Origin of the sequence: Variovorax pasteuri (genome assembly GCF_051216435.1) — a bacterium.
Lineage (GTDB): Bacteria > Pseudomonadota > Gammaproteobacteria > Burkholderiales > Burkholderiaceae_C > Variovorax.
The window spans coordinates 13,572-32,720 of the sequence record NZ_JBPJZS010000002.1; the positions used below are offsets into that span (position 1 = coordinate 13,572).

Annotated in this window: 15 protein-coding genes and 1 tRNA gene; 6 read left to right on the plus strand and 10 right to left on the minus strand. The window is 65.4% G+C overall.

The window, feature by feature from the left end:
• Positions 1-2: 2 nt before the first annotated feature.
• From rbfA to ACSFBM_RS07140, 9 genes are all read right to left on the minus strand, one after another.
• On the minus strand, positions 3-374 hold the full coding sequence (gene rbfA / locus ACSFBM_RS07100) for a 30S ribosome-binding factor RbfA (RefSeq protein WP_093122236.1): 372 nt from the start codon (positions 372-374) through the stop codon (positions 3-5).
• A 21-nt stretch (positions 375-395) separates the two neighbouring features.
• Positions 396-3,380, minus strand: coding sequence for a translation initiation factor IF-2 (gene infB, locus ACSFBM_RS07105; RefSeq protein WP_435483754.1), 2,985 nt, complete (start codon positions 3,378-3,380; stop codon positions 396-398).
• Positions 3,381-3,404: 24 nt separating this feature from the next.
• Entirely contained in the window at positions 3,405-4,898 is a 1,494-nt protein-coding gene (nusA, locus tag ACSFBM_RS07110) for a transcription termination factor NusA (protein WP_435438315.1), read from the minus strand.
• Positions 4,899-4,914: 16 nt separating this feature from the next.
• Positions 4,915-5,553, minus strand: a complete 639-nt coding sequence (gene rimP / locus ACSFBM_RS07115) for a ribosome maturation factor RimP (RefSeq protein WP_435483755.1) — start codon at positions 5,551-5,553, stop codon at positions 4,915-4,917.
• Positions 5,554-5,729: 176 nt separating this feature from the next.
• Positions 5,730-6,932 (minus strand): YbfB/YjiJ family MFS transporter, encoded by a 1,203-nt coding sequence (locus ACSFBM_RS07120; RefSeq protein ID WP_435483756.1) that lies wholly within the window; start codon positions 6,930-6,932, stop codon positions 5,730-5,732.
• Between the two features lie 16 nt (positions 6,933-6,948).
• Positions 6,949-8,580 carry an ABC transporter ATP-binding protein gene (locus ACSFBM_RS07125; protein ID WP_435483757.1) on the minus strand — a complete coding sequence of 544 codons (1,632 nt, stop codon included), beginning with the start codon at positions 8,578-8,580 and terminating at the stop codon, positions 6,949-6,951.
• Positions 8,580-9,620 (minus strand): ABC transporter permease, encoded by a 1,041-nt coding sequence (locus tag ACSFBM_RS07130; RefSeq protein WP_435438311.1) that lies wholly within the window; start codon positions 9,618-9,620, stop codon positions 8,580-8,582. Before ACSFBM_RS07130 ends, ACSFBM_RS07125 begins: the two co-directional genes overlap by 1 nt.
• A 246-nt stretch (positions 9,621-9,866) precedes the next feature.
• Positions 9,867-10,907, minus strand: a complete 1,041-nt coding sequence (locus tag ACSFBM_RS07135; protein WP_435483758.1) for a microcin C ABC transporter permease YejB — start codon at positions 10,905-10,907, stop codon at positions 9,867-9,869.
• Between the two features lie 28 nt (positions 10,908-10,935).
• Positions 10,936-12,756 (minus strand): extracellular solute-binding protein, encoded by a 1,821-nt coding sequence (locus ACSFBM_RS07140; RefSeq protein ID WP_435483759.1) that lies wholly within the window; start codon positions 12,754-12,756, stop codon positions 10,936-10,938.
• Positions 12,757-12,793: 37 nt separating this feature from the next.
• Here ACSFBM_RS07140 and fabI point away from each other — a divergent pair, with 37 nt between their 5' ends.
• Together fabI and ACSFBM_RS07150 are read left to right on the plus strand one after the other, a co-directional pair.
• Entirely contained in the window at positions 12,794-13,576 is a 783-nt protein-coding gene (fabI, locus tag ACSFBM_RS07145; protein ID WP_435483760.1) for an enoyl-ACP reductase FabI, read from the plus strand.
• Between the two features lie 65 nt (positions 13,577-13,641).
• Complete coding sequence (locus ACSFBM_RS07150; RefSeq protein ID WP_435483761.1) at positions 13,642-14,484, plus strand: DNA ligase; 843 nt, start codon at positions 13,642-13,644, stop codon at positions 14,482-14,484.
• A 45-nt stretch (positions 14,485-14,529) separates the two neighbouring features.
• Here ACSFBM_RS07150 and ACSFBM_RS07155 read toward each other — a convergent pair whose 3' ends face one another.
• Positions 14,530-16,830, minus strand: coding sequence for an Orn/Lys/Arg family decarboxylase (locus tag ACSFBM_RS07155; protein WP_435483762.1), 2,301 nt, complete (start codon positions 16,828-16,830; stop codon positions 14,530-14,532).
• Positions 16,831-17,043: 213 nt separating this feature from the next.
• Between ACSFBM_RS07155 and ACSFBM_RS07160 the strand changes: the two genes are divergently transcribed.
• From ACSFBM_RS07160 to ACSFBM_RS07175, 4 genes are all read left to right on the plus strand, one after another.
• On the plus strand, positions 17,044-17,469 hold the full coding sequence (locus tag ACSFBM_RS07160) for an NfeD family protein (RefSeq protein ID WP_435483763.1): 426 nt from the start codon (positions 17,044-17,046) through the stop codon (positions 17,467-17,469).
• A gap of 33 nt (positions 17,470-17,502) precedes the next feature.
• On the plus strand, positions 17,503-18,432 hold the full coding sequence (locus ACSFBM_RS07165; RefSeq protein ID WP_435438304.1) for an SPFH domain-containing protein: 930 nt from the start codon (positions 17,503-17,505) through the stop codon (positions 18,430-18,432).
• Positions 18,433-18,466: 34 nt separating this feature from the next.
• Positions 18,467-18,557 (plus strand) — tRNA-Ser (locus ACSFBM_RS07170).
• Positions 18,558-18,754: 197 nt separating this feature from the next.
• Entirely contained in the window at positions 18,755-19,111 is a 357-nt protein-coding gene (locus ACSFBM_RS07175; RefSeq protein ID WP_435438303.1) for a hypothetical protein, read from the plus strand.
• The last annotated feature ends 38 nt before the right edge of the window (positions 19,112-19,149 follow it).

Genomic DNA, 19,149 nt, shown 5'->3' on the forward strand with positions numbered 1-19,149 from the left:
GGCTATTCGTCTTTCGAACGCGAAGCGACGGCTTGCGCGATGAGCGCGTTCATGTCGGCCGCACGCTCGGTGGTGCGGTCGAACAGAAAGTGCAGCGTGGGCACCGTGTGAATGTGCAGGCGCTTGAACAGGCCGTTGCGCAGGAAGCCCGCGGCCTGATTCAGCGCTTCGGTGGTCTCGTCCACATCGCCCGTGAGCAGGCTGAAGAAGATCTTCGCGTGCGCATAGTCGGGCGTGACCTCGACGGCCTGGATCGTGACCATGCCCACGCGCGGATCCTTCAACTCGCGCGCGATCAGCTCCGTCAGATCCCGCTGGATCTGGTCGGCAACCTTGAACGCGCGGTTGGGGGCGGCGGCTTTTCTTTTAGGCATGGACTCTCTCGCTTCGAACGCTTACAGCGTCCGGGCGATTTCCTTGATTTCGAAGAATTCGAGCTGATCGCCTTCTTTGATGTCGTTGTAGTTCTTGAGCTTGATACCGCACTCGAAACCTTCGCGGACTTCGCGGACGTCGTCCTTCATGCGCTTGATCGAGTCGACTTCGCCGGTGTAGATCACCACGTTGTCGCGCAGCAGGCGGAAATGCGCACTGCGGTTGACCGAGCCCGAGGTGATGTACGAACCTGCGACCGTACCGATCTTCGAGGCCACGAACACCGTGCGGATCTCGGCCGAGCCGATGATCTCTTCGCGGCGCTCCGGAGCCAGCATGCCCGACATCGCAACCTTGATCTCGTCCACGGCGTCGTAAATGATGCTGTAGTAGTTCAGTTGCACGCCGTTGTTCTCGGCCAGCTTGCGCGCACCGGCATCGGCACGCACGTTGAAACCGATCACGACCGCCTTCGAAGCGATGGCCAGGTTGATGTCGCTTTCGCTGATACCACCCACGCCGGCATACACCACCTGCACCTTGACTTCTTCCGTCGCCAGCTTGAGCAGCGATTGCGCCAAAGCTTCCTGCGAGCCCTGCACGTCGGCCTTGATGATGATGCGCAGCGTCTGCACTTCGCCCGCCGACAGGTCGGTGAACATGTTCTGCAGGTTCGCGGCCTGCAGCTTCGCCAACTTGGTGTTGCGGAACTTGCCGGCACGGTAGGTGGCGATTTCGCGCGCACGGCGCTCGTCGCTCATCACCATGAATTCGTCGCCCGCTTGCGGCACTTCGGTCAGACCCTGGATTTCGACCGGAATCGACGGACCTGCCGACTTGGTCGACTTGCCGTCTTCGTCCAGCATGGCGCGCACGCGGCCATAGGTCGAGCCGGCCAGCACCACGTCGCCAGTCTTCAGCGTGCCGGACTGCACCAGCACGGTGGCGACCGGGCCGCGGCCCTTGTCGAGCTGGGCTTCGATGACCAGGCCCTTGGCAGCGGCTTCCACCGGTGCCTTGAGTTCCAGCACTTCGGCCTGCAGCAGCACCTGCTCGAGCAGCTCGTCCACGCCCTGGCCCGTCTTGGCGGACACCGGCACGAACGGCACGTCGCCGCCGTACTCTTCAGGCACCACCTCTTCGGCCACCAGTTCCTGCTTCACGCGGTCCAGGTTGGCGTCGGGCTTGTCCACCTTGTTGATGGCAACCACGATCGGCACACCCGCAGCCTTGGCGTGCTTGATGGCTTCCTTGGTCTGGGGCATGACGCCGTCGTCGGCCGCCACCACCAGGATCACGATGTCAGTGGCCTGCGCACCGCGGGCACGCATGGCCGTGAAGGCCTCGTGACCCGGGGTGTCGAGGAACGACACCATGCCGCGTGCGGTTTCCACGTGGTACGCGCCGATGTGCTGCGTGATGCCGCCGGCTTCGCCCGCAGCCACCTTGGCGCGGCGGATGTAGTCCAGCAGCGAGGTCTTGCCGTGGTCGACGTGACCCATGACGGTCACGACCGGAGCGCGCGGCAGCGACTCGGCGGTTTGCGCCGACACGTCGTCGTCGGTGAAGGCTTCCGGGTCGTCCAGCGCGGCAACCACCGCGGTATGGCCCATTTCTTCCACCAGGATCATCGCGGTGTCCTGGTCGAGCGACTGGTTGATGGTCGCCATCTGGCCGAGCTTCATCAGTTGCTTGATGACCTCTTGCGCCTTGACGGCCATCTTGTGCGCGAGCTCGGCCACCGTGATGGTTTCGGGCACGTGCACTTCGAGAATGCGCGCCTCGACCGGTGCGGCCGGTGCGTGCTGCTCGTCGTGACCGCCGCGGTCGTTGCCACGGCGACCACGCGGGCCTCCGCGCCAGTTGCCGCGACTGACACCGCCGCTGGCATCGCCGCGGGTCTTGATTTCCTTCTTCTTGGCAGGGTCGCCCGCCCAGCTCGAGGAGAGCTTGGCGGACTTGACTTCCTTGCCGGCACCCGCGGCGCCAGGCGCTGCAGCAGCACCCGGAGCGGCCGGCGCGCCGGGACGCGGTGCGGGCGTGGCCGGCTTGTGCAGCGTGCCCTTGACCGCGGCCTTTTCGGGCTGCGGCTTCTCGGGCGCCTTGTGCGGCACCAGCACGCGGGCCGGTGCATTCATCATGGCGCGGATGGCCTCGGCTTCGGCGAGGGCCTTGCGGCGACGCTCGTCGAGGTCCTTGGCGCGGGCGGCTTCCTCGTCGGCACGGGCCTTCGATTCGGCGGCGGCCTTGGCCTTCGCGTCTTCCTTGGCTTGCGTCGCAGCATTCTGCGCGGCGAGCTTGGTGTCGGCGGCCTGCTGTTCGGCAGCGGCGGCAGCGGCAATCACCGCCGGAGCGGCTGCGTGCCTTGCATGCGCATCCTTGCTGGCGGCGTTGACGGCGGCGGTTTCCGCGAACGCAGCGGCCTTTTTCGCAGCAGCGACGCGCACGGCTTCCTGCTGTGCCTGCTCAGCCTGTTCGGCACGCTCGACCTTCTCGGCCTGTTCGCGTTCGCGGGCTTCGGCTTCTTCACGCAGACGACGCTTCTCGGCCAGTTCTTCTTCCTGGCGACGGATCAGTTCGGCCTGGCGGCGCGCCTCTTCCTCGCGACGGGCCAGTTCGGCCTCGTCGACGCGCGGGGCTTCGGGGGCCTCGACCGGCGCTTCTTCCGCATGCTGTGCCGATTCAGGCGTGGCCGGATGACCGTCCTCGCGCTGGATGAAGGTGCGCTTCTTGCGCACCTCGACCTGGATCGTGCGGGCGCGGCCGGTGGCGTCGGCCTGCTTGATCTCGCTGGTCGACTTCTTGGTCAGCGTGATCTTCTTGCGCTCGGGCTCGACGGTGCCGTGGCTGGCCTTCAGGTGGCCGAGCAGGCGCTGCTTGTCAGCCTCGGTAAGGGCGTCGGTGGCGGCCGCTTTGGGCACACCTGCACTCTTGAGCTGGTCAAGCAAGGTTTCGGGAGTCTTCTTGAGCTCGTTCGCGAACTCGGCGACAGTGGTACTGGACATATTGGTTTCGTGCCTTCATGACCGTCATTCTTGGCCAGCGAACCAATGTTCGCGGGCTTTCAAGATGAGAGTTTTGGCGTCATCGGCGCTGTGGCCGGTGATCTCGGTGAGTTCATCGACCGCGAGGTCGGCAAGATCGTCACGGGTGTTCACGCCCGCTTCGGTCAGCTTGGGAATCAGCTCGGGGTCGAGGCCCTCGAGGTCGTGCAGGTCTTGCGATACCTGCGGCTGGACCTCGACACCCTCTTCCTTGGCGATTTCCATGGTCAACAGCGCATCCTTGGCGCGCGTGCGCAGCTCATTGATGGTGTCTTCGTCGAAGGCTTCGATCTCCAGCATTTCGGAAATCGGCACGTAGGCCACTTCCTCGAGGCTGTTGAAGCCTTCGGCGATCAGGATGTCGGCGATTTCCTCGTCGACATCGAGCTTTTCCATGAACAGCTTGCGGCTGGCATCGGTTTCGACGGCCTGCTTCTGCGCAGACTCGTTGGCGTCCATGATGTTGATCTTCCAACCCGTGAGGTCGGAAGCCAGGCGCACGTTCTGGCCGCCGCGGCCAATGGCGATGGCGAGGTTTTCCTCGTCGACCACCACGTCCATGGCGTGCTTTTCTTCGTCCACCACGATGGACGACACGTTGGCCGGAGCCAAGGCGCCGATCACGAACTGGGCCGGATCTTCGCTCCACAGCACGATGTCCACGCGCTCGCCGGCGAGCTCGTTGGTAACGGCGTTGACGCGGGTGCCACGCACGCCGACACAGGTGCCGATCGGATCGACGCGCTTGTCGTGCGAGAGCACGGCGATCTTGGCGCGCGAACCCGGGTCACGGGCGCAACTCTTGATTTCGAGCAGGCCCTGCTCGATTTCGGGCACTTCCTGGCGGAAGAGCTCGATCATGAACTCGGGTGCCGAGCGCGACAGGATGATCGGCGCGCCGCGCAGCGTCAGGTCGACCTCCATGATCATGGCCCGCACGCGGTCGCCGTTGCGCAGGTTTTCCTTGGCGATCATCTCGCTGCGGCGCAGGCGGCCTTCGACGCGGCCGGCCTCGACGATGATGTCGCCCTTGTCCAGGCGCTTGACGGTGCCCACGAAGATCTTGTCGCCGCGCGACATGAAGTCGTTGAGCAGCATCTCGCGCTCCGCGTCACGGATCTTCTGCAGGATGACCTGCTTGGCGGCCATGGCGCCGATGCGGCCGATAGGCACCGAGTCCACCGCTTCTTCGATGTACTCGCCGACTTCGATGTCCGACATTTCTTCCTTGGCCTCGAACAGGAGGATTTCCTGGTCGGGCAGCTGCAGGCCGGCTTCATCGGGAACGACGTGCCAGCGGCGGAAGGTTTCGTAGTCGCCGCTATCGCGATCGACCGACACGCGGATGTCCACATCGCCCTGATGGAGCTTCTTGGTGGCTTGCGCCAGTGCGGATTCGACCGCGCCGAAGACCACGTCGCGTTCGACGTTCTTCTCCCGCGAGATCGCATCCACCAACATCAACATTTCGCGATTCATGCCACCACTCCTCTGGTCAGTCCGGAACCTGCGTTCCGTCGTCAATATCCGAAAAACCCGGTTGGGTTTTGGCCTTGCGGCCCTTGAAATCCACAATGGGCGCCAGCCGCGCATCGCGCAGCTCGTCCAAAACGAAGCCCAGCGCATGCAACGGTGCAGGCGCGCGCTTCTTGCTCACTTTTTGTCCAGGCTTGGCCTCGGGCGCATCGCTCCAGACGATCTGCCAGCCCTGGGCGCCATCCGCCTGCTCGACACGCTCCAGCGTGCCGCGAAACTTCTTGCGATTGGCGGACACCTGGCCCGCCGCCGCCGCACCCATGGGCGCCTTGAGCGTGATGTCGATCACCGCACCCACGAAACGCCCGAAATCCTGCTCGTTGCGCAGCGGACGGTCGATACCGGGCGAGGACACCTCGAGCCGCTTGTAATCGACACCATCCACCTCAAGCGCGAACTGCAACTGCCGCGTTACCTTCTCGCAGTCTTCCACCGTCACGAAGGGCTCGGGCACACCGGCCGCGACAGCTTCCGATGTGGGGGCCTTCCACGGCAAATCAATCGTCACGCGCAGCGTCCCCCCGGCCGAGCGTTCGATCTCGACCAGGTCATAGCCGAGACCGGCCACGGTTTGTTCCACTATTTGCTGCAATGCCACGTGTTCGAAAGTGCCTTTTAAATACGGTAACTGTGCAATCCGCCCGCCACGGATGCCAGATCGCTGGAATGTTCAGAATGCACAGACCAAAAAAAACGGGCGGTTGGTACCCGCCCGTTTGGTCGTGAGCCTCGAATTATATGCTATTCGTGCAATAAATGAAGGGGCATAGACACTCAAACGCCCCCCGGACGGCGAGATTTGAGCCAAACCCATGCAAATAAAACAGCGCCGAGCGCCAATGCCGCCGCCGCGACCAGCAGCGGCAGCTGAAACGACCCCGTCCGCTGGGCCAGCGGCGCTGCAAACAGCGGCCCGACGATCTGCCCCACCCCATAGGACGCCGTTGCATAGCCGATCAGCCCGGCGGCCGCGTTGCCGCGCAATCGGCGCGCATCCCGCATTGCAAAAAGAGTGATGGCGGTGAACGGCATCCCCAGCAGCAGGCTGCCGAGCGCGAAGCCGCCGATGGTCGGCCATGCCACCGACAGCACCACACCCAGCGCCTGCAGCGAATAGGCCACGGCCAGCAACAGCCGGTTGTCCCAATGCGTAGGCGCCCTCGCGCCGATCAATGCCCCGGGAATGATGGCCAGCCCGAACAAGGGCCAGAAGAAATCGGGCCAGGACGAACCGGGCAGTGCCTGCCGGGCAATCACGGGCAGGAAGGTCGCAGTGATGATGTAGCCGAAGCCCGCCAGCCCGTACAGCGCCACCAGCCAGATCGCATCGCTGCGATCGGCCGCCGAGCGGCTGGCGTGCCCCGTCGCGGCAGGGGCAACGGCCGCCACGCCCCCGACCGGCGCCCGCTCGCCGTCGTCGAACACCCGCCAGATCACGGCGATCAGCACCACCGCCAGGATGCCCAGGCCGATCCAGCCCGCCTCGGAGCCCCAGCGCCCGAGCGCCCCGCCGAGCAAGCCGGTCATCGCAATGCCGATTCCCGGGCCGGTGTAGATCACCCCCGCCAGCATCGGCGAGTTGGTTTCCGCCAGCCTGCGCAGCCCCCAGCCGGAGGCGAACACGAAGACCCAGGCGCTCATCACGCCGGCGGCGGCGCGCAGGATGCCCCAGCTCGTGAAGCTGTGCAGCAGCCCCATGCCGACCAGCAACGCCGCCGTGGCCAGCAGCCCGCCGCGCACCATGCTCGATGCCTTGATGCCGATGGCCGCGCAGCTGACCGCACCCAGAAAGTAGCCCAGGTAGTTGAGCGATGCCAGCACCCCGCCGGTGGCGAGCTCCAGCTTTCCCTCGTGCAGCATGATGGGCAGCATGGGCGTGAAGGCAAAGCGCCCCAGGCCCATGGCCACCGACAGGGTGACCATGCAGGCCAGCGCCGCGCGCCACGCCCCGCGCCGGTCGCGTCCGATTTCCGACATTGCTTGCAGGCTCCGTTTATTCCAGCAGCGCGGCGGCCACCAGCTTTTGTGTGTAGGGGTGCTCGGGTGCGTCGAGCACGCGCTCGACCGCTCCGCTTTCGAGGATGGCCCCGTCCTTCATCACGATGACCTGGTGCGCCATGGCACGGATCACCTCCACGTCGTGCGTGATCAGCAGGTAGCTCAACCCGCGCTCGCGCTGCAGGCGCTGCAGCAGGCCGAGCACCTGCTTCTGGATCGTCACGTCGAGCGCACTGGTGGGCTCGTCGAGCACCAGCAGTTGCGGATCGACGATCAGCGCACGCGCAATCGCCAGCCGCTGGCGCTGCCCACCGGAAAACTCATGCGGGTAGCGGTCGAGCAGCGAGGGAAACTGGGCCTCGGTCAGCCCGACGTCGGCGAGTGCAACAAGCGAACGCGCCCGCCGCGCCTCGGCATCGAGCCTGGGCGCGTGCACGCGCAGCCCCTCCCCCACGATCTGCTCGACCGTCATGCGCGGCGAGAGCGAAGAGAACGGGTCCTGGAACACCACCTGCATCACCCGGCGCAGGCCCAGGTCGGACGCGCGATCGACCGCCCAGTCTTTTCCGGTGACCTTCAACGCGCCCTGATGGCGCAGCAGCCCCAGCGCCGCCAGCGCGAGCGTCGACTTGCCCGAACCCGATTCGCCGACCACGCCGAGCGTCTCGCCCGGCGCAATGCGGAAATCTGCGCCCTGCACCGCCACGAACTCACCCTTGCGGAACCAGCCACCGATGCCGGGCCGGGGCACGGGGTAGATCACGCGCAAGGCCTTCGCCTCGAGCACCGGCGCGGCGCCGCTCGACGGCACCGCCGCCACATGGCGCTCCGGGTGGCTGTCGATCAGCTTGCGGGTGTAGGGGTGCTGCGGCGCCTCGAACACCGGTGCGACCGCCCCGTGCTCGACGATGTGGCCGTTCTCCATCACCGCCACGCGGTCGGCGAAGCGGCGCACCAGATTCAGGTCGTGCGTGATCAGCAGCACCGCCATGCCGTGCTTGCGCTGCAATTCGGCCAGCAGGTCGAGGATCTGCGCGCGCACGGTGACGTCCAGCGCCGTGGTCGGCTCGTCGGCCAGCAGCAGCCGCGGCTTGCAGGCCAGGGCCATGGCGATCATGGCGCGCTGGCGCTGGCCGCCCGACAGCTGGTGCGGAAACGCCTGCGCGCGCCGCGCGGGCTCCGGAATGCCCGTGTCGGCCAGCAACTGCACCGCGGCCGCCTGCGCGGCGCGGGCCGACAGCCCTTCGTGCAACTCGAGCACCTCGGCAATCTGGTCGCCCACGCTGTAGAGCGCATTCAACGCGGTCATCGGCTCCTGGAAGATCATCGCGATCTCCTTGCCGCGGATGCCACGCAACTGCCGCTCCGGAATCGATAGCAGGTCACGCACGTCCGACGGACGTTCCCCGCCGAAAAGCCTTGCAACGCCAGTGACGTCGGCGTTCTGCGCCAGCCGCAGCAACGACAGCGCCGTGACCGTCTTGCCCGAGCCGGACTCGCCGACCAGCGCGAGCTTCTCGCCGGCGGCGATCTGGAAGTCGATGCCGTGCACCACCTCCTTGCCGCCGAAGGCGACACGCAGGCCCTTCACGTCGATCAGCGGGGGATTCGTTGAATTGCCGTTCATCACTTGTCGGCCTTCCGGGGATCGAGCGCGTCGCGCAGCGCGTCGCCCATGAAGGTCAGCAGCATCAGCGTGACCACCAGCACGCCGAAGGTGGAAAGGGAAATCCACCAGGCGTCGATGTTGGCCTTGCCCTGGCTCAGCAGTTCGCCGAGCGACGGCGTGCCCGGCGGCACGCCCAGGCCCAGGAAGTCGAGCGAGGTCAGGGCAAGGATGGCGGCGCTCATGCGGAACGGCAGGAAGGTGACGACCGGCACCATGCTGTTGGGCAGGATGTGGCGCCACATGATCTGCAGGTTGCTCACGCCCAGCGCGCGGGCGGCGCGCACGTAGTCCATCTGGCGGTTGCGCAGGAACTCGGCCCGCACGTAGTCGGCCAGGCCCATCCAGCCGAACAAACTCAGCAGGATGAGCAGCAGCGCCACGCTGGGCGCGAAGATCGCGCTGAAGATGATCAGCAGGTAGAGCTCGGGCATGGAGCTCCAGATTTCGATGAAGCGTTGGAAGGCCAGGTCGATCTTTCCTGCGAAATAGCCCTGCACCGCCCCCGCCGCCACACCCAGCACCGTGCCGATGGCCGTGAGCGCCAGGCCGAACAGCACGCTCACGCGAAAGCCGTAGATCAGCTGCGCCAGCAGGTCGCGGCCGCGGTCGTCGGTGCCCAGGAAGTTGTCGCCCGTGGGCGCGGCCGGGCTGGGCGACTTGGCGAAGTAGTTGAGCGTTCTGGCGCCATAGGGGTTGGGGGCGTAGACCGCCCAGTTGTCGCCCTGCGTGATGCGCTCGCGGATGAACGGGTCGAGGTAGTCGGCCGGCGTCTCGAAGTCACCGCCGAAGGTCTTCTCGGAATAGTCGCGCAGCACCGGGAAGTAGGTGTGGCCCTCGTAGCGCAGCACCAGTGGCTTGTCGGTGGACAACACCTCGGCGAACAGGCTCAGCACCACCAGGACGGTGAAGATCACCAGGCTCCAGAAACCGAGCCGGTTGCGCTTGAAGCGCAGCCAGGCGCGGCGCCCCGGCGAGACGTGGGCACTGCCGCCTACCATGCGCGCCCTCCCCCCAACCAAGCCACCGCGCACCCGACCTCTTCCAGAAACACCGAGGAACCGGCTTTGCCGGGCCTCCGGTGTTGCCCCCGGCAGGGGGAAGGAGCAGCGACACGAAGTGCGCGAAGCCTGGGGGCGAGCCACATCCACACCGAGGAACCGGCTCTGCCGGGCCTCAGGTGTTGCCCCCGGCAGGGGGAAGGAGAAGCGACACGAAGTGCGCGAAGCCTGGGGGCGAGCCCAAGTTCAGTCGAATTTGACACGCGGGTCCACCCATACGTAGCAGAGATCGGAAATCAGCTTGGTCACCAGGCCGATCAGCGTGAAGAGATACAGCGTGCCGAGCACCACCGGGTAGTCGCGACGTATCACGCTCTCATAGCCCAGCAGGCCCAGCCCGTCGAGCGAGAACAGGGTCTCGATCAGCAGCGAGCCCGCAAAGAAGGCACCGATGAAGGCCGAGGGCAGCCCCGTGATGATCGGGATCAGCGCATTGCGGAACACATGCTTCCACAGCACCTGCCGCTCGCCCAGCCCCTTGGCCCGCGCCGTCAGCACGTACTGCTTGCGGATCTCCTCGAGGAAGGCGTTCTTCGTGAGCATGGCCGTCACGGCAAAGCTGCCGAGCACCATGGCCGTGACCGGCAAGGTGATGTGCCACAGGTAGTCCACGATGCGCGCACCCCAGCTCAGGTCGTCCCAGTTGGCAGAGGTCAGCCCGCGCAACGGAAACCACTGCAGTTGCCCGCCGAACACCACCAGCAGCGCCACGCCGAGCACGAAGCCCGGAATGGCATAGCCGATCAGCACGATGAGCGTGCTGATCAGGTCGAAGCGCGTGCCCGCCCTCACCGCCTTGGCAACGCCCAGCGGCACCGCCACGCCATAGCTGATGAAGAAGGTCCAAAGGCCGAGGCTGATCGACACCGGCAGCTTCTCCATGATCAGCGTCCAGACGTCCTTGTTCTGGAAAAAGCTCTTGCCGAGGTCGAAACGCGCGAACTGGCCGAGCATCTGGACCAGGCGCTCATGCGGCGGCTTGTCGAAGCCGTAGAGCGCCTTGATCTGCTCCAGCCGCTTGGGGTCCACGCCCTGGTTGCCGCGATAGCTGCCGCCGCCGGATTCGAAGCCGCCCCCGCCGCCGCCCCGCCCCGCCGTCTTGGCTTCGGCCAGGTACTGCTCCACCGGCCCGCCAGGCACGAACTGGATCACGAGGAAGGTCACGAGCATCACGCCGAGCAAGGTCGGAATGAACAGCAGCAGGCGCTTGAGGACATAGGAGAGCACGGCCGGTTTCCTTCTCTTCTATTTGTGTCTATGGCGCCGGCTTGCGTGGCGGCTTGGCCCACCACGTGCCCATGACCCAGTCTTCCCCGTTGGAATACGGCGGCATGGGCGACTTGAAGGCGAGGCGCCAGTCGTCGTAGACGATCCGGTGCGAGGTCAGCGTCCACTGGGGAATGAGGTAGTGGCTGTGCATGATCACGCGGTCCAGCGCGCGGCAGGCCGGCATCAGTTCGGCCTTGGTGTCGGCATCGACGATGTCCTTGAGCAAGGCATCGACCGCGGGCGTGGACACGCCCATGTAGTTGCCCGAACTCTCCGTCTTGGCGGCCTTGCTGCCGAAGACCTCCAGGAGCTGCTGGCCCGGGTTGTTGGTGCCCGGGAAGTTGATGGTGGTGATCTCGAAGTCGAAGCGGTCGAGCCGCTCCTGGTAGAGCGCGAAATCGACGGTCGAGAAGTTCAGCGTGATGCCGAGCTTCTCGAGGTTGCGGATCCACGGCGACACGGTGCGCACGCCGCCTTCCTTGCTGTCGAGGTACTCGAGCGTCATGGCCTCGCCCTTGGCATTGCGCAAAGCGCCGTCGCGGTATTCCCAGCCGGCCTGCTTCAGCAGGTCGCGCGCGCGGCGCAGGTTGTTGCGCAGCGACTGCCCTTCGCCTTCGGTGACGGGGGGCGCGTACATCGGGCCGAAGCTCGCCTCGGGAATCTTGCCGCGCCAGGGCTCGAGCAGCGCCTTTTCTTCCGGCGACGGCAGGCCCTGCGCCTCGCAGTCGGTGTTGCCGAACAGGTCCTTCACGCGCGGATAGCCGTTGTAGAACAGCTGCCGGTTCATCCACTCGTAGTCCAACGCGAGGCCCAGGGCCTCGCGCACGCGCGGGTCGCTCAGCTTGCTGCGCCGGCTGTTGAGCACGAAGCTCTGGAAGCCCGAGGGTTTCTTGTGGGAGAACTCGCGCTTGACGAGTTCGCCGGTATTGAAGCGCCTGCCGTTCACCCGGCGCGCCCAGTCACCGGCCGAGTAGAAGCTCATCATGTCGAACTCGCCGGCCTTCAGCGCTTCGAGCCGGGCCGTGTTGTCCTTGTAGATCTTGACGGTGATGCGGTCGAAGTTGTGTGAGCCGCGGTTGACCGGCAGGTCGCGCGCCCAGTAGTTGGGGTCGCGCACGTAGGTGATGTCCTTGCCGAAGCGCACGGGGCCGATCTTGTAGGCGCCGCTGCCGATGGGAATGTCCATGACCACCTGGTCGAAGGGCTTGGCCTTGCCGTTCTCCATGCCCCAGGCGCGGCTGAACACCGGCAGGCTGCCCACGATCAGCGGCAGCTCGCGGTTGATCGTCTTGAAGCGGAAACGGATCGTGCGCGCGTCGAGCACGTCGGCACCGTCGACCTCCTGCAGCAGCGTCTTGTAGCCTGGCGAAGTGAAGGGGCCGATGAGGGTGTCGTAGCTGTGCTTCACGTCGGCCGCCTCGACCGGCATGCCGTTGTGGAACCTGGCCTCGGGCCGCAGGCGGAAGGTCACGCTGCGGCGGTCGGGTGCGACCGTCACGTCTTCGGCCAGCAGGCCGTAGCCGGAGCCGGTTTCATCCATGGCACCGGTCAGCAGCGTGTCGAACAGCAGGCTGTCGAGGTAGGCCGGGGCCGCGCCCTTGATGGTGAACGGGTTGTACTTGTCGAAGGTGGACACGCGCAGGTTGCTTACCAGGCGCAACTCACCGCCCTTGGGCGCGGCGGGGTCGACGTAGTCGAAGGCCTGGAAGCCGGGGGCGTACTTCAGGTCGTCCCAGAGTGCGTATCCATGCGCGGCCCACGCGGGAACCGCACACACCATCAACCACCAGACCCGGAGAAACCGCATGCGAGAATTCTGCCCAAGATTTTCACGAGGCAACTTCATGGGCTTTCTTTCCGGCAAAAAACTGTTGATCACCGGTGTGTTGAGCAATCGCTCCATTGCGTATGGCATTGCCAAGGCCTGTCACGAACAGGGCGCGGAGCTCGCCTTCAGCTATGTCGGCGAGCGATTCAAGGACCGTATCACCGAATATGCCGCAGACTTCGGCTCCAAGCTGATTTTCGACTGCGACGTGGGCGACGACGCGCAGATCGACAAGCTCTTCGCGGACCTGGCGCAAACCTGGCCCACGTTCGACGGCTTCGTGCACAGCATCGGCTTCGCGACCCGCGAGTCCATCGCCGGCGACTTCCTCGACGGGCTGTCGCGAGAAGGCTTCAAGATCGCGCACGACATCAGCGCCTACAGCTTCCCGGCGATGGCCAAGGCGGCCCTGCCCTACCTCAACGACAAGTCGGCCCTGCTCACGCTGACCTACCTGGGCGCCGAACGCGCGCTGCCCAACTACAACACCATGGGCCTGGCCAAGGCCTCGCTCGAAGCCTCTGTGCGCTACACGGCCGCCTCGCTCGGACCCCGGGGCATGCGCGTGAACGGCATCAGCGCCGGCCCGATCAAGACGCTCGCCGCCAGCGGCATCAAGGGCTTCGGCAAGATGCTCGCGGCCGTGGCCGACGCCTCGCCGATCCGCCGCAACGTGACCATCGAAGAAGTGGGCAACGTGGCCGCTTTCCTGCTGAGCGACCTGGCCAGCGGCGTGACGGCAGAGATCACCTACGTCGACGGCGGCTTCAGCAACGTCGTGGGCGGAATGGCCGAGTAAATTGGGCAAAAAATCGCTGATACGGCCGCCAGGCGGTCGTATGCAGCTATCTATTCAATAGCACCGTGCCGAGCCGACGCTCCCTCCTTCTTGCCGCTTTCGGCGTGGTCGCCGCACATGCCGTGTTCGCGCGCGACGCCGCGCCGTCGCTGATGCTGGCCGACGTCTACCGCCCCGGGATGTCGCTGTCCGACTACTGGGTCAGCGAGAAGTACGACGGCGTGCGCGGCTACTGGGACGGCAAGCAGTTGTGGACGCGCGGCGGGGAGCGCGTCGTGGCCCCCGCATGGTTCACGGCCCCGCTGCCGAAGCAGCCGCTCGACGGCGAACTGTGGGCCGGTCGCGGCCGGTTCCCCCACGCGGTCTCGACGGTGCGCAGCCAGACACCCAACGACGTCGCATGGCACGAGATGCGCTTCATGGTGTTCGACCTGCCCGCCCAGGCCGGCGACTTCACCGCACGGCTGGCCGCCCTGCGCAAGCTGCTCCCCGTCACCGACGCACCGTGGGTGGTGCCCGTGCCGCAAGAGCGCGCGACCACGCACGAAGCGCTGCAGGCGCTGCTCGACAAGACGGTGAAGATGGGCGGTGAAGGCCTGATGCTCCACCGCGGCAGTTCGAGCTATCGCGGCGAGCGCAACAACGACCTGCTGAAGGTCAAGCCCTACGACGACGCCGAGGCGCGCGTCATCGAGCATGTGACCGGCAAGGGCAGGCACGCGAGCCGGCTCGGCGCGCTGGTGGTCGAGACCGCCGACGGCAAGCGCTTCAAGCTCGGCACCGGCCTGACCGACGCCGAACGGGACAACCCGCCCGCCATCGGCAGCTGGGTGACCTACCGCTACAACGGCACCACCGCCAAGGGGCTGCCGCGTTTCGCCCGCTTCATGCGGGTGCGAGAAGGCTAGGCACGGGTCATTCGATCGGGCCAGGCGGCCCGACCGCAGGCCTGTTTACTTCACTGCCCTGACGCAGTCGGCGTAGTAGCGCTTCTTGCCCGTCTCGTCGACGCGCGCCACCAGGCCGTGAATGTCGGTCTCGAAGCCAGGGCACTGCGAGTTGAACTCGCGCGAGAACCTCAGGTAATCGACGATCTTCTTGTTGAACACTTCGCCCGGAATCAGCAGCGGAATGCCCGGGGGGTACGGCGTGATCAGGCTGGTGGTGATGCGGCCTTCAAGGTCGTCGATTTCCACGCGCTCGGTCTTCCTGTGCGCGATGTGCGCAAAGGCGTCGCTGGGCTTCATGGCCGGCGTCAGGTCGCTCAGGTACATCTCGGTCGTGAGGCGCGCCACGTCGAAGCGCGCATACAGCTTGTGGATGTGCTGGCACAGGTCGCGCAGGCCGAGCTTCTCGTAGCCCGGGTGCTGCTGGCAGAACTCCGGCAGGATGCGCCACATCGGCTGGTTGCGCGCGTAGTCGTCCTTGAACTGCTGCAGCGCCGTGAGCAGCGTGTTCCAGCGGCCCTTGGTGATGCCGATGGTGAACATGATGAAGAAGCTGTACAGCCCGGTCTTCTCCACGATCACGCCGTGCTCCGCGAGGAACTTGGTCACCACGCTGGCGGGAATGCCGCTCTCCGCGAAGTTGCCTTCGAGGTCCAGGCCGGGCGTGACGATGGTCGACTTGATCGGGTCGAGCATGTTGAAGCCGTCGGCCAGGTCGCCGAAACCGTGCCAGTTGCGCGGCGACTTCTTGGTCTTGCGCTTGGTGGACTCCTTCTCGCCCGTCATGATCCAGTCGTCGGCGCGGCCAATGCCTTCTTCGACCAGCTTCTCGGGGCCCCAGACCTTGAACCACCACTCTTCCTTGCCGAACTCTTCCTCGACCTTGCGCATGGCGCGGCGGAAGTCGAGGGCTTCAAGAATGCTCTCTTCCACCAGCGCCGTGCCGCCGGGCGGCTCCATCATGGCCGCGGCCACGTCGCAGCTCGCGATGATCGCGTACTGCGGGCTGGTCGACGAGTGCATCAGGTAGGCCTCGTTGAACAGGTCGCGGTCGAGCGCGCGGTTCTGCGAGTCCTGCACGAGCACGTGGCTGGCCTGGCTGATGCCGGCCAGCAGCTTGTGCGTGGACTGCGTGGCGAACACCAGCGAGTCCTTCGGCCGCACGCGGCGCTTGCCCATCGCGTGGTATGCGCCGTAGAACGGGTGGAAGGCCGCGTGCGGCAGCCACGCTTCGTCGAAGTGCAGCGTGTCGACGTAGCCGTCGAGCATGTTCTTGATGGTCTCGGTGTTGTAGATCACGCCGTCGTAGGTCGACTGGGTGAGCGTCATCACGCGCGGCTTGACGGTTTCGGAGTCCACGTGGGCCAGCAGCGGGTTGGCCTTGATCTTGGCCTTGATGGCGCTCTGCTCGAACTCGCTCTGGGGAATCGGGCCGATGATGCCGAAGTGATTGCGCGTGGGCTTCATGAACACCGGAATCGCGCCGGTCATGATGATCGCGTGCAGGATCGACTTGTGGCAATTGCGGTCCACCACCACCACATCGTCTGGCGCCACCGTGTGGTGCCACACCATCTTGTTGCTGGTGCTGGTGCCGTTGGTCACGAAGAAGCAATGGTCGGCATTGAAGATCCGCGCCGCATTGCGCTCGCTGGCCGCCACCGGGCCGGTGTGGTCGAGCAGCTGGCCCAGTTCTTCCACCGCGTTGCACACGTCGGCACGCAGCATGTTCTCGCCGAAGAACTGGTGGAACATCCGGCCCACAGGGCTCTTGAGGAACGCCACGCCGCCCGAATGGCCCGGGCAGTGCCACGAGTACGAGCCGTCTTCCGCGTAGTCGATGAGCGCCTTGAAGAACGGCGGCTGCACGCCTTCCAGGTAGCTCTTGGCCTCGCGGATGATGTGGCGCGCCACGAATTCGGGGGTGTCCTCGAACATGTGGATGAAACCGTGCAGCTCGCGCAGGATGTCGTTCGGAATGTGGCGCGCGGTCTTGGTTTCGCCGTAGATGTAGATCGGCACGTCCGCGTTCTTGCGCCGCACCTCGCCGATGAAGGTGCGCAGGTTCAGCACGGCCGGGTCGAGGTCGGGGCCGACGGTGAACTCTTCGTCGTCGATCGACAGGATGAATGCGCTGGCGCGGCTTTGCTGCTGCGCGAACTGGCTCAGGTCGCCGTAGCTCGTGACGCCCAGCACCTCGAAGCCCTCGCTTTCGAAGGCCTGCGCGAGCGCGCGAATGCCGAGGCCCGAAGTGTTTTCGGAGCGGAAGTCCTCGTCGATGATGACGATGGGAAAGCGAAATTTCATGAGCGGGGCTCCGGACAGGCGGGGAGACAGACAGGCAAAGACGAGGCGCGAAGTGTACGGAATTCGGATGACGGATTCGGTCAGCTTCCTGCAAGACATTCGGGCCCGGCGGGCAAGGCCGTCTGCCCCCGCGCCAGTACCCCTACGCACGGCAAGCGCTTGGGGTTCATGCCGCAGAATGTCGCGCATCGAACAAGCAAAAGAGGAGTCGACATGGCGAATTCCACCGTCTGGTGGCTGATTGCGGGGGTGGCCATCGTGGCCGAGTTGCTCTCGGGCACGGTCTACCTGCTGCTGCTCGCCGCAGGCTTCGCCGCCGCCGCGATCTCGGCGCACCTGGGCTTCGGCACCGTCACGCAACTCATCGTGGCGTCGGTGATCGGCGTTGGCGCCGTGCTGGCCTGGTATTCGATCCAGCGCAGGCGCCCTGCCGCAGCGCGGACCGGCACCAACCGCGACGTGAACCTCGACATCGGCGAGAGCGTGCACGTCGATGCCTGGAATGCCGACGGCACCGCCACCGTTCGCTACCGCGGCGCGCAATGGACGGTGATTCAGCGCGCAGGCAGCACCCCGTCCACCGGAGAGCACCGCGTGGTCGAAGTGATCGGCAGCCGCCTCGTCGTCGCCAAGGTTTAGTCAGTCCATAGAACTCAGAAAAGGAAGCGCACCATGGAATTTTCGGTCCCCCTCATCATCCTGGTCATCGCGATCATCTTCATCAGCCAGTCGGTCAAGTTCGTGCCGCAGCAGAACGCCTGGGTGCGCGAGCGGCTGGGCAAGTACCACAGCACGATGACGCCCGGCCCCAACTTCCTGATCCCGTTCATCGACCGGGTGGCCTACAAGCACAGCCTGAAGGAAATTCCGCTCGACGTGCCCAGCCAGATCTGCATCACGCGCGACAACACGCAGCTGCAGGTGGACGGCATCCTGTACTTCCAGGTGACCGACCCGATGCGCGCGAGCTACGGCTCGTCGAACTACATCGTGGCGGTGACGCAACTCGCGCAAACCTCGCTGCGCAGCGTGATCGGCAAGCTGGAGCTGGACAAGACCTTCGAAGAACGCGATGTCATCAACGCACAGGTGGTGGCCGCCATCGACGAAGCGGCTCTCAACTGGGGCGTGAAGGTGCTGCGCTACGAAATCAAGGACCTGACGCCGCCGAAGGAAATCCTGCTGGCCATGCAGGCGCAGATCACGGCCGAGCGCGGCAAGCGCGCGCTGATTGCGGCCTCGGAAGGCCGCCGCCAGGAGCAGATCAACATCGCCACCGGCGAGCGCGAGGCCTTCATTGCCCGTTCCGAGGGCGAGAAGCAGGCACAGATCAACAACGCGCAGGGTGAAGCAGCCGCCATCACGGCGGTGGCCACCGCCACCGCCGACGCCATCGAACGCGTGGCCGCAGCCATCCGCCAGCCGGGCGGCGAACAGGCCGTGCAGCTCAAGGTGGCCGAACGCGCCGTCGATGCCTATGGCAAGGTGGCGGCGGATTCCAAGACCACGCTGATCGTGCCGAGCAACATGTCCGAGACCGCCGCGCTCATCGCATCGGCGATGCGGATGATCCAGACCGGCAAAAGCGCCGGCCCGACCTGAAATGGCTCGAAGCCACGCTATAATTTGAGGCTCAGGAGCGGTGGATGAGCGGTTTAAGTCGCACGCCTGGAAAGCGTGTGAGGGTTAATAGCCCTCCGCGGGTTCGAATCCCGCCTGCTCCGCCAGAGATTGATTGTTCGTAACCGTTCGCGAACATGCAGACAGCACAAGAAGCCCAAGTCGCCACAAGCACTTGGGCTTTTTTTGTCATCTGTTCTGCGAGGCAATGCGTTGCTTTGCCACAACTGGGCTTCGTGGGCGGGGCGTTTCGTCTCGCAGTACGATCCAAAGGTTTTACTTTCAAGCCTGCAAAGGAGCCTCGATGGCTGGACATTCCCAAACCTCGCCGCGTGGCACGACATCTCTGGACCACACCCTCAAGAAGAGCGAGCAGGTGGCCGCCGACGTGCAGCGCGCCTCGGACAATCTGGCCGTCGTGAACACGGTGCTCGAACAGGAACTGCCCGAAGAGGTGCAGGTCGGCGAAGTGGCGCAGGCCATCGAACACACGAGCCAGCTCGAGGAAAAACTGGCCAAGTCCGCCGAGAAGCTGGCTGAGGTCAATGCCGCGTTGAGCGAGGAGATCGAAAAGCGCCTGGAAGCAACGGCCGAGCGTGACGAAAGCCTGGCACTGGCCGAAAAGCTCAAGGCGAAGATCCGCGCCCAGAGCTCCAACTGACCCAGGCGGCGCAACCGGCTCCCTGCGTCCGTATCCTT

Coding starts and splice junctions, on each gene's coding strand:
- rbfA (WP_093122236.1), bottom strand. CDS start 374: ATGCCTAAAAGAAAAGCCGCCGCCCCCAACCGCGCGTTCAAGGTTGCC.
- infB (WP_435483754.1), bottom strand. CDS start 3,380: ATGTCCAGTACCACTGTCGCCGAGTTCGCGAACGAGCTCAAGAAGACT.
- nusA (WP_435438315.1), bottom strand. CDS start 4,898: ATGAATCGCGAAATGTTGATGTTGGTGGATGCGATCTCGCGGGAGAAG.
- ACSFBM_RS07120 (WP_435483756.1), bottom strand. CDS start 6,932: ATGTCGGAAATCGGACGCGACCGGCGCGGGGCGTGGCGCGCGGCGCTG.
- ACSFBM_RS07125 (WP_435483757.1), bottom strand. CDS start 8,580: ATGAACGGCAATTCAACGAATCCCCCGCTGATCGACGTGAAGGGCCTG.
- ACSFBM_RS07130 (WP_435438311.1), bottom strand. CDS start 9,620: ATGGTAGGCGGCAGTGCCCACGTCTCGCCGGGGCGCCGCGCCTGGCTG.
- ACSFBM_RS07140 (WP_435483759.1), bottom strand. CDS start 12,756: ATGCGGTTTCTCCGGGTCTGGTGGTTGATGGTGTGTGCGGTTCCCGCG.
- fabI (WP_435483760.1), top strand. CDS start 12,794: ATGGGCTTTCTTTCCGGCAAAAAACTGTTGATCACCGGTGTGTTGAGC.
- ACSFBM_RS07155 (WP_435483762.1), bottom strand. CDS start 16,830: ATGAAATTTCGCTTTCCCATCGTCATCATCGACGAGGACTTCCGCTCC.
- ACSFBM_RS07160 (WP_435483763.1), top strand. CDS start 17,044: ATGGCGAATTCCACCGTCTGGTGGCTGATTGCGGGGGTGGCCATCGTG.
- ACSFBM_RS07165 (WP_435438304.1), top strand. CDS start 17,503: ATGGAATTTTCGGTCCCCCTCATCATCCTGGTCATCGCGATCATCTTC.
- ACSFBM_RS07175 (WP_435438303.1), top strand. CDS start 18,755: ATGGCTGGACATTCCCAAACCTCGCCGCGTGGCACGACATCTCTGGAC.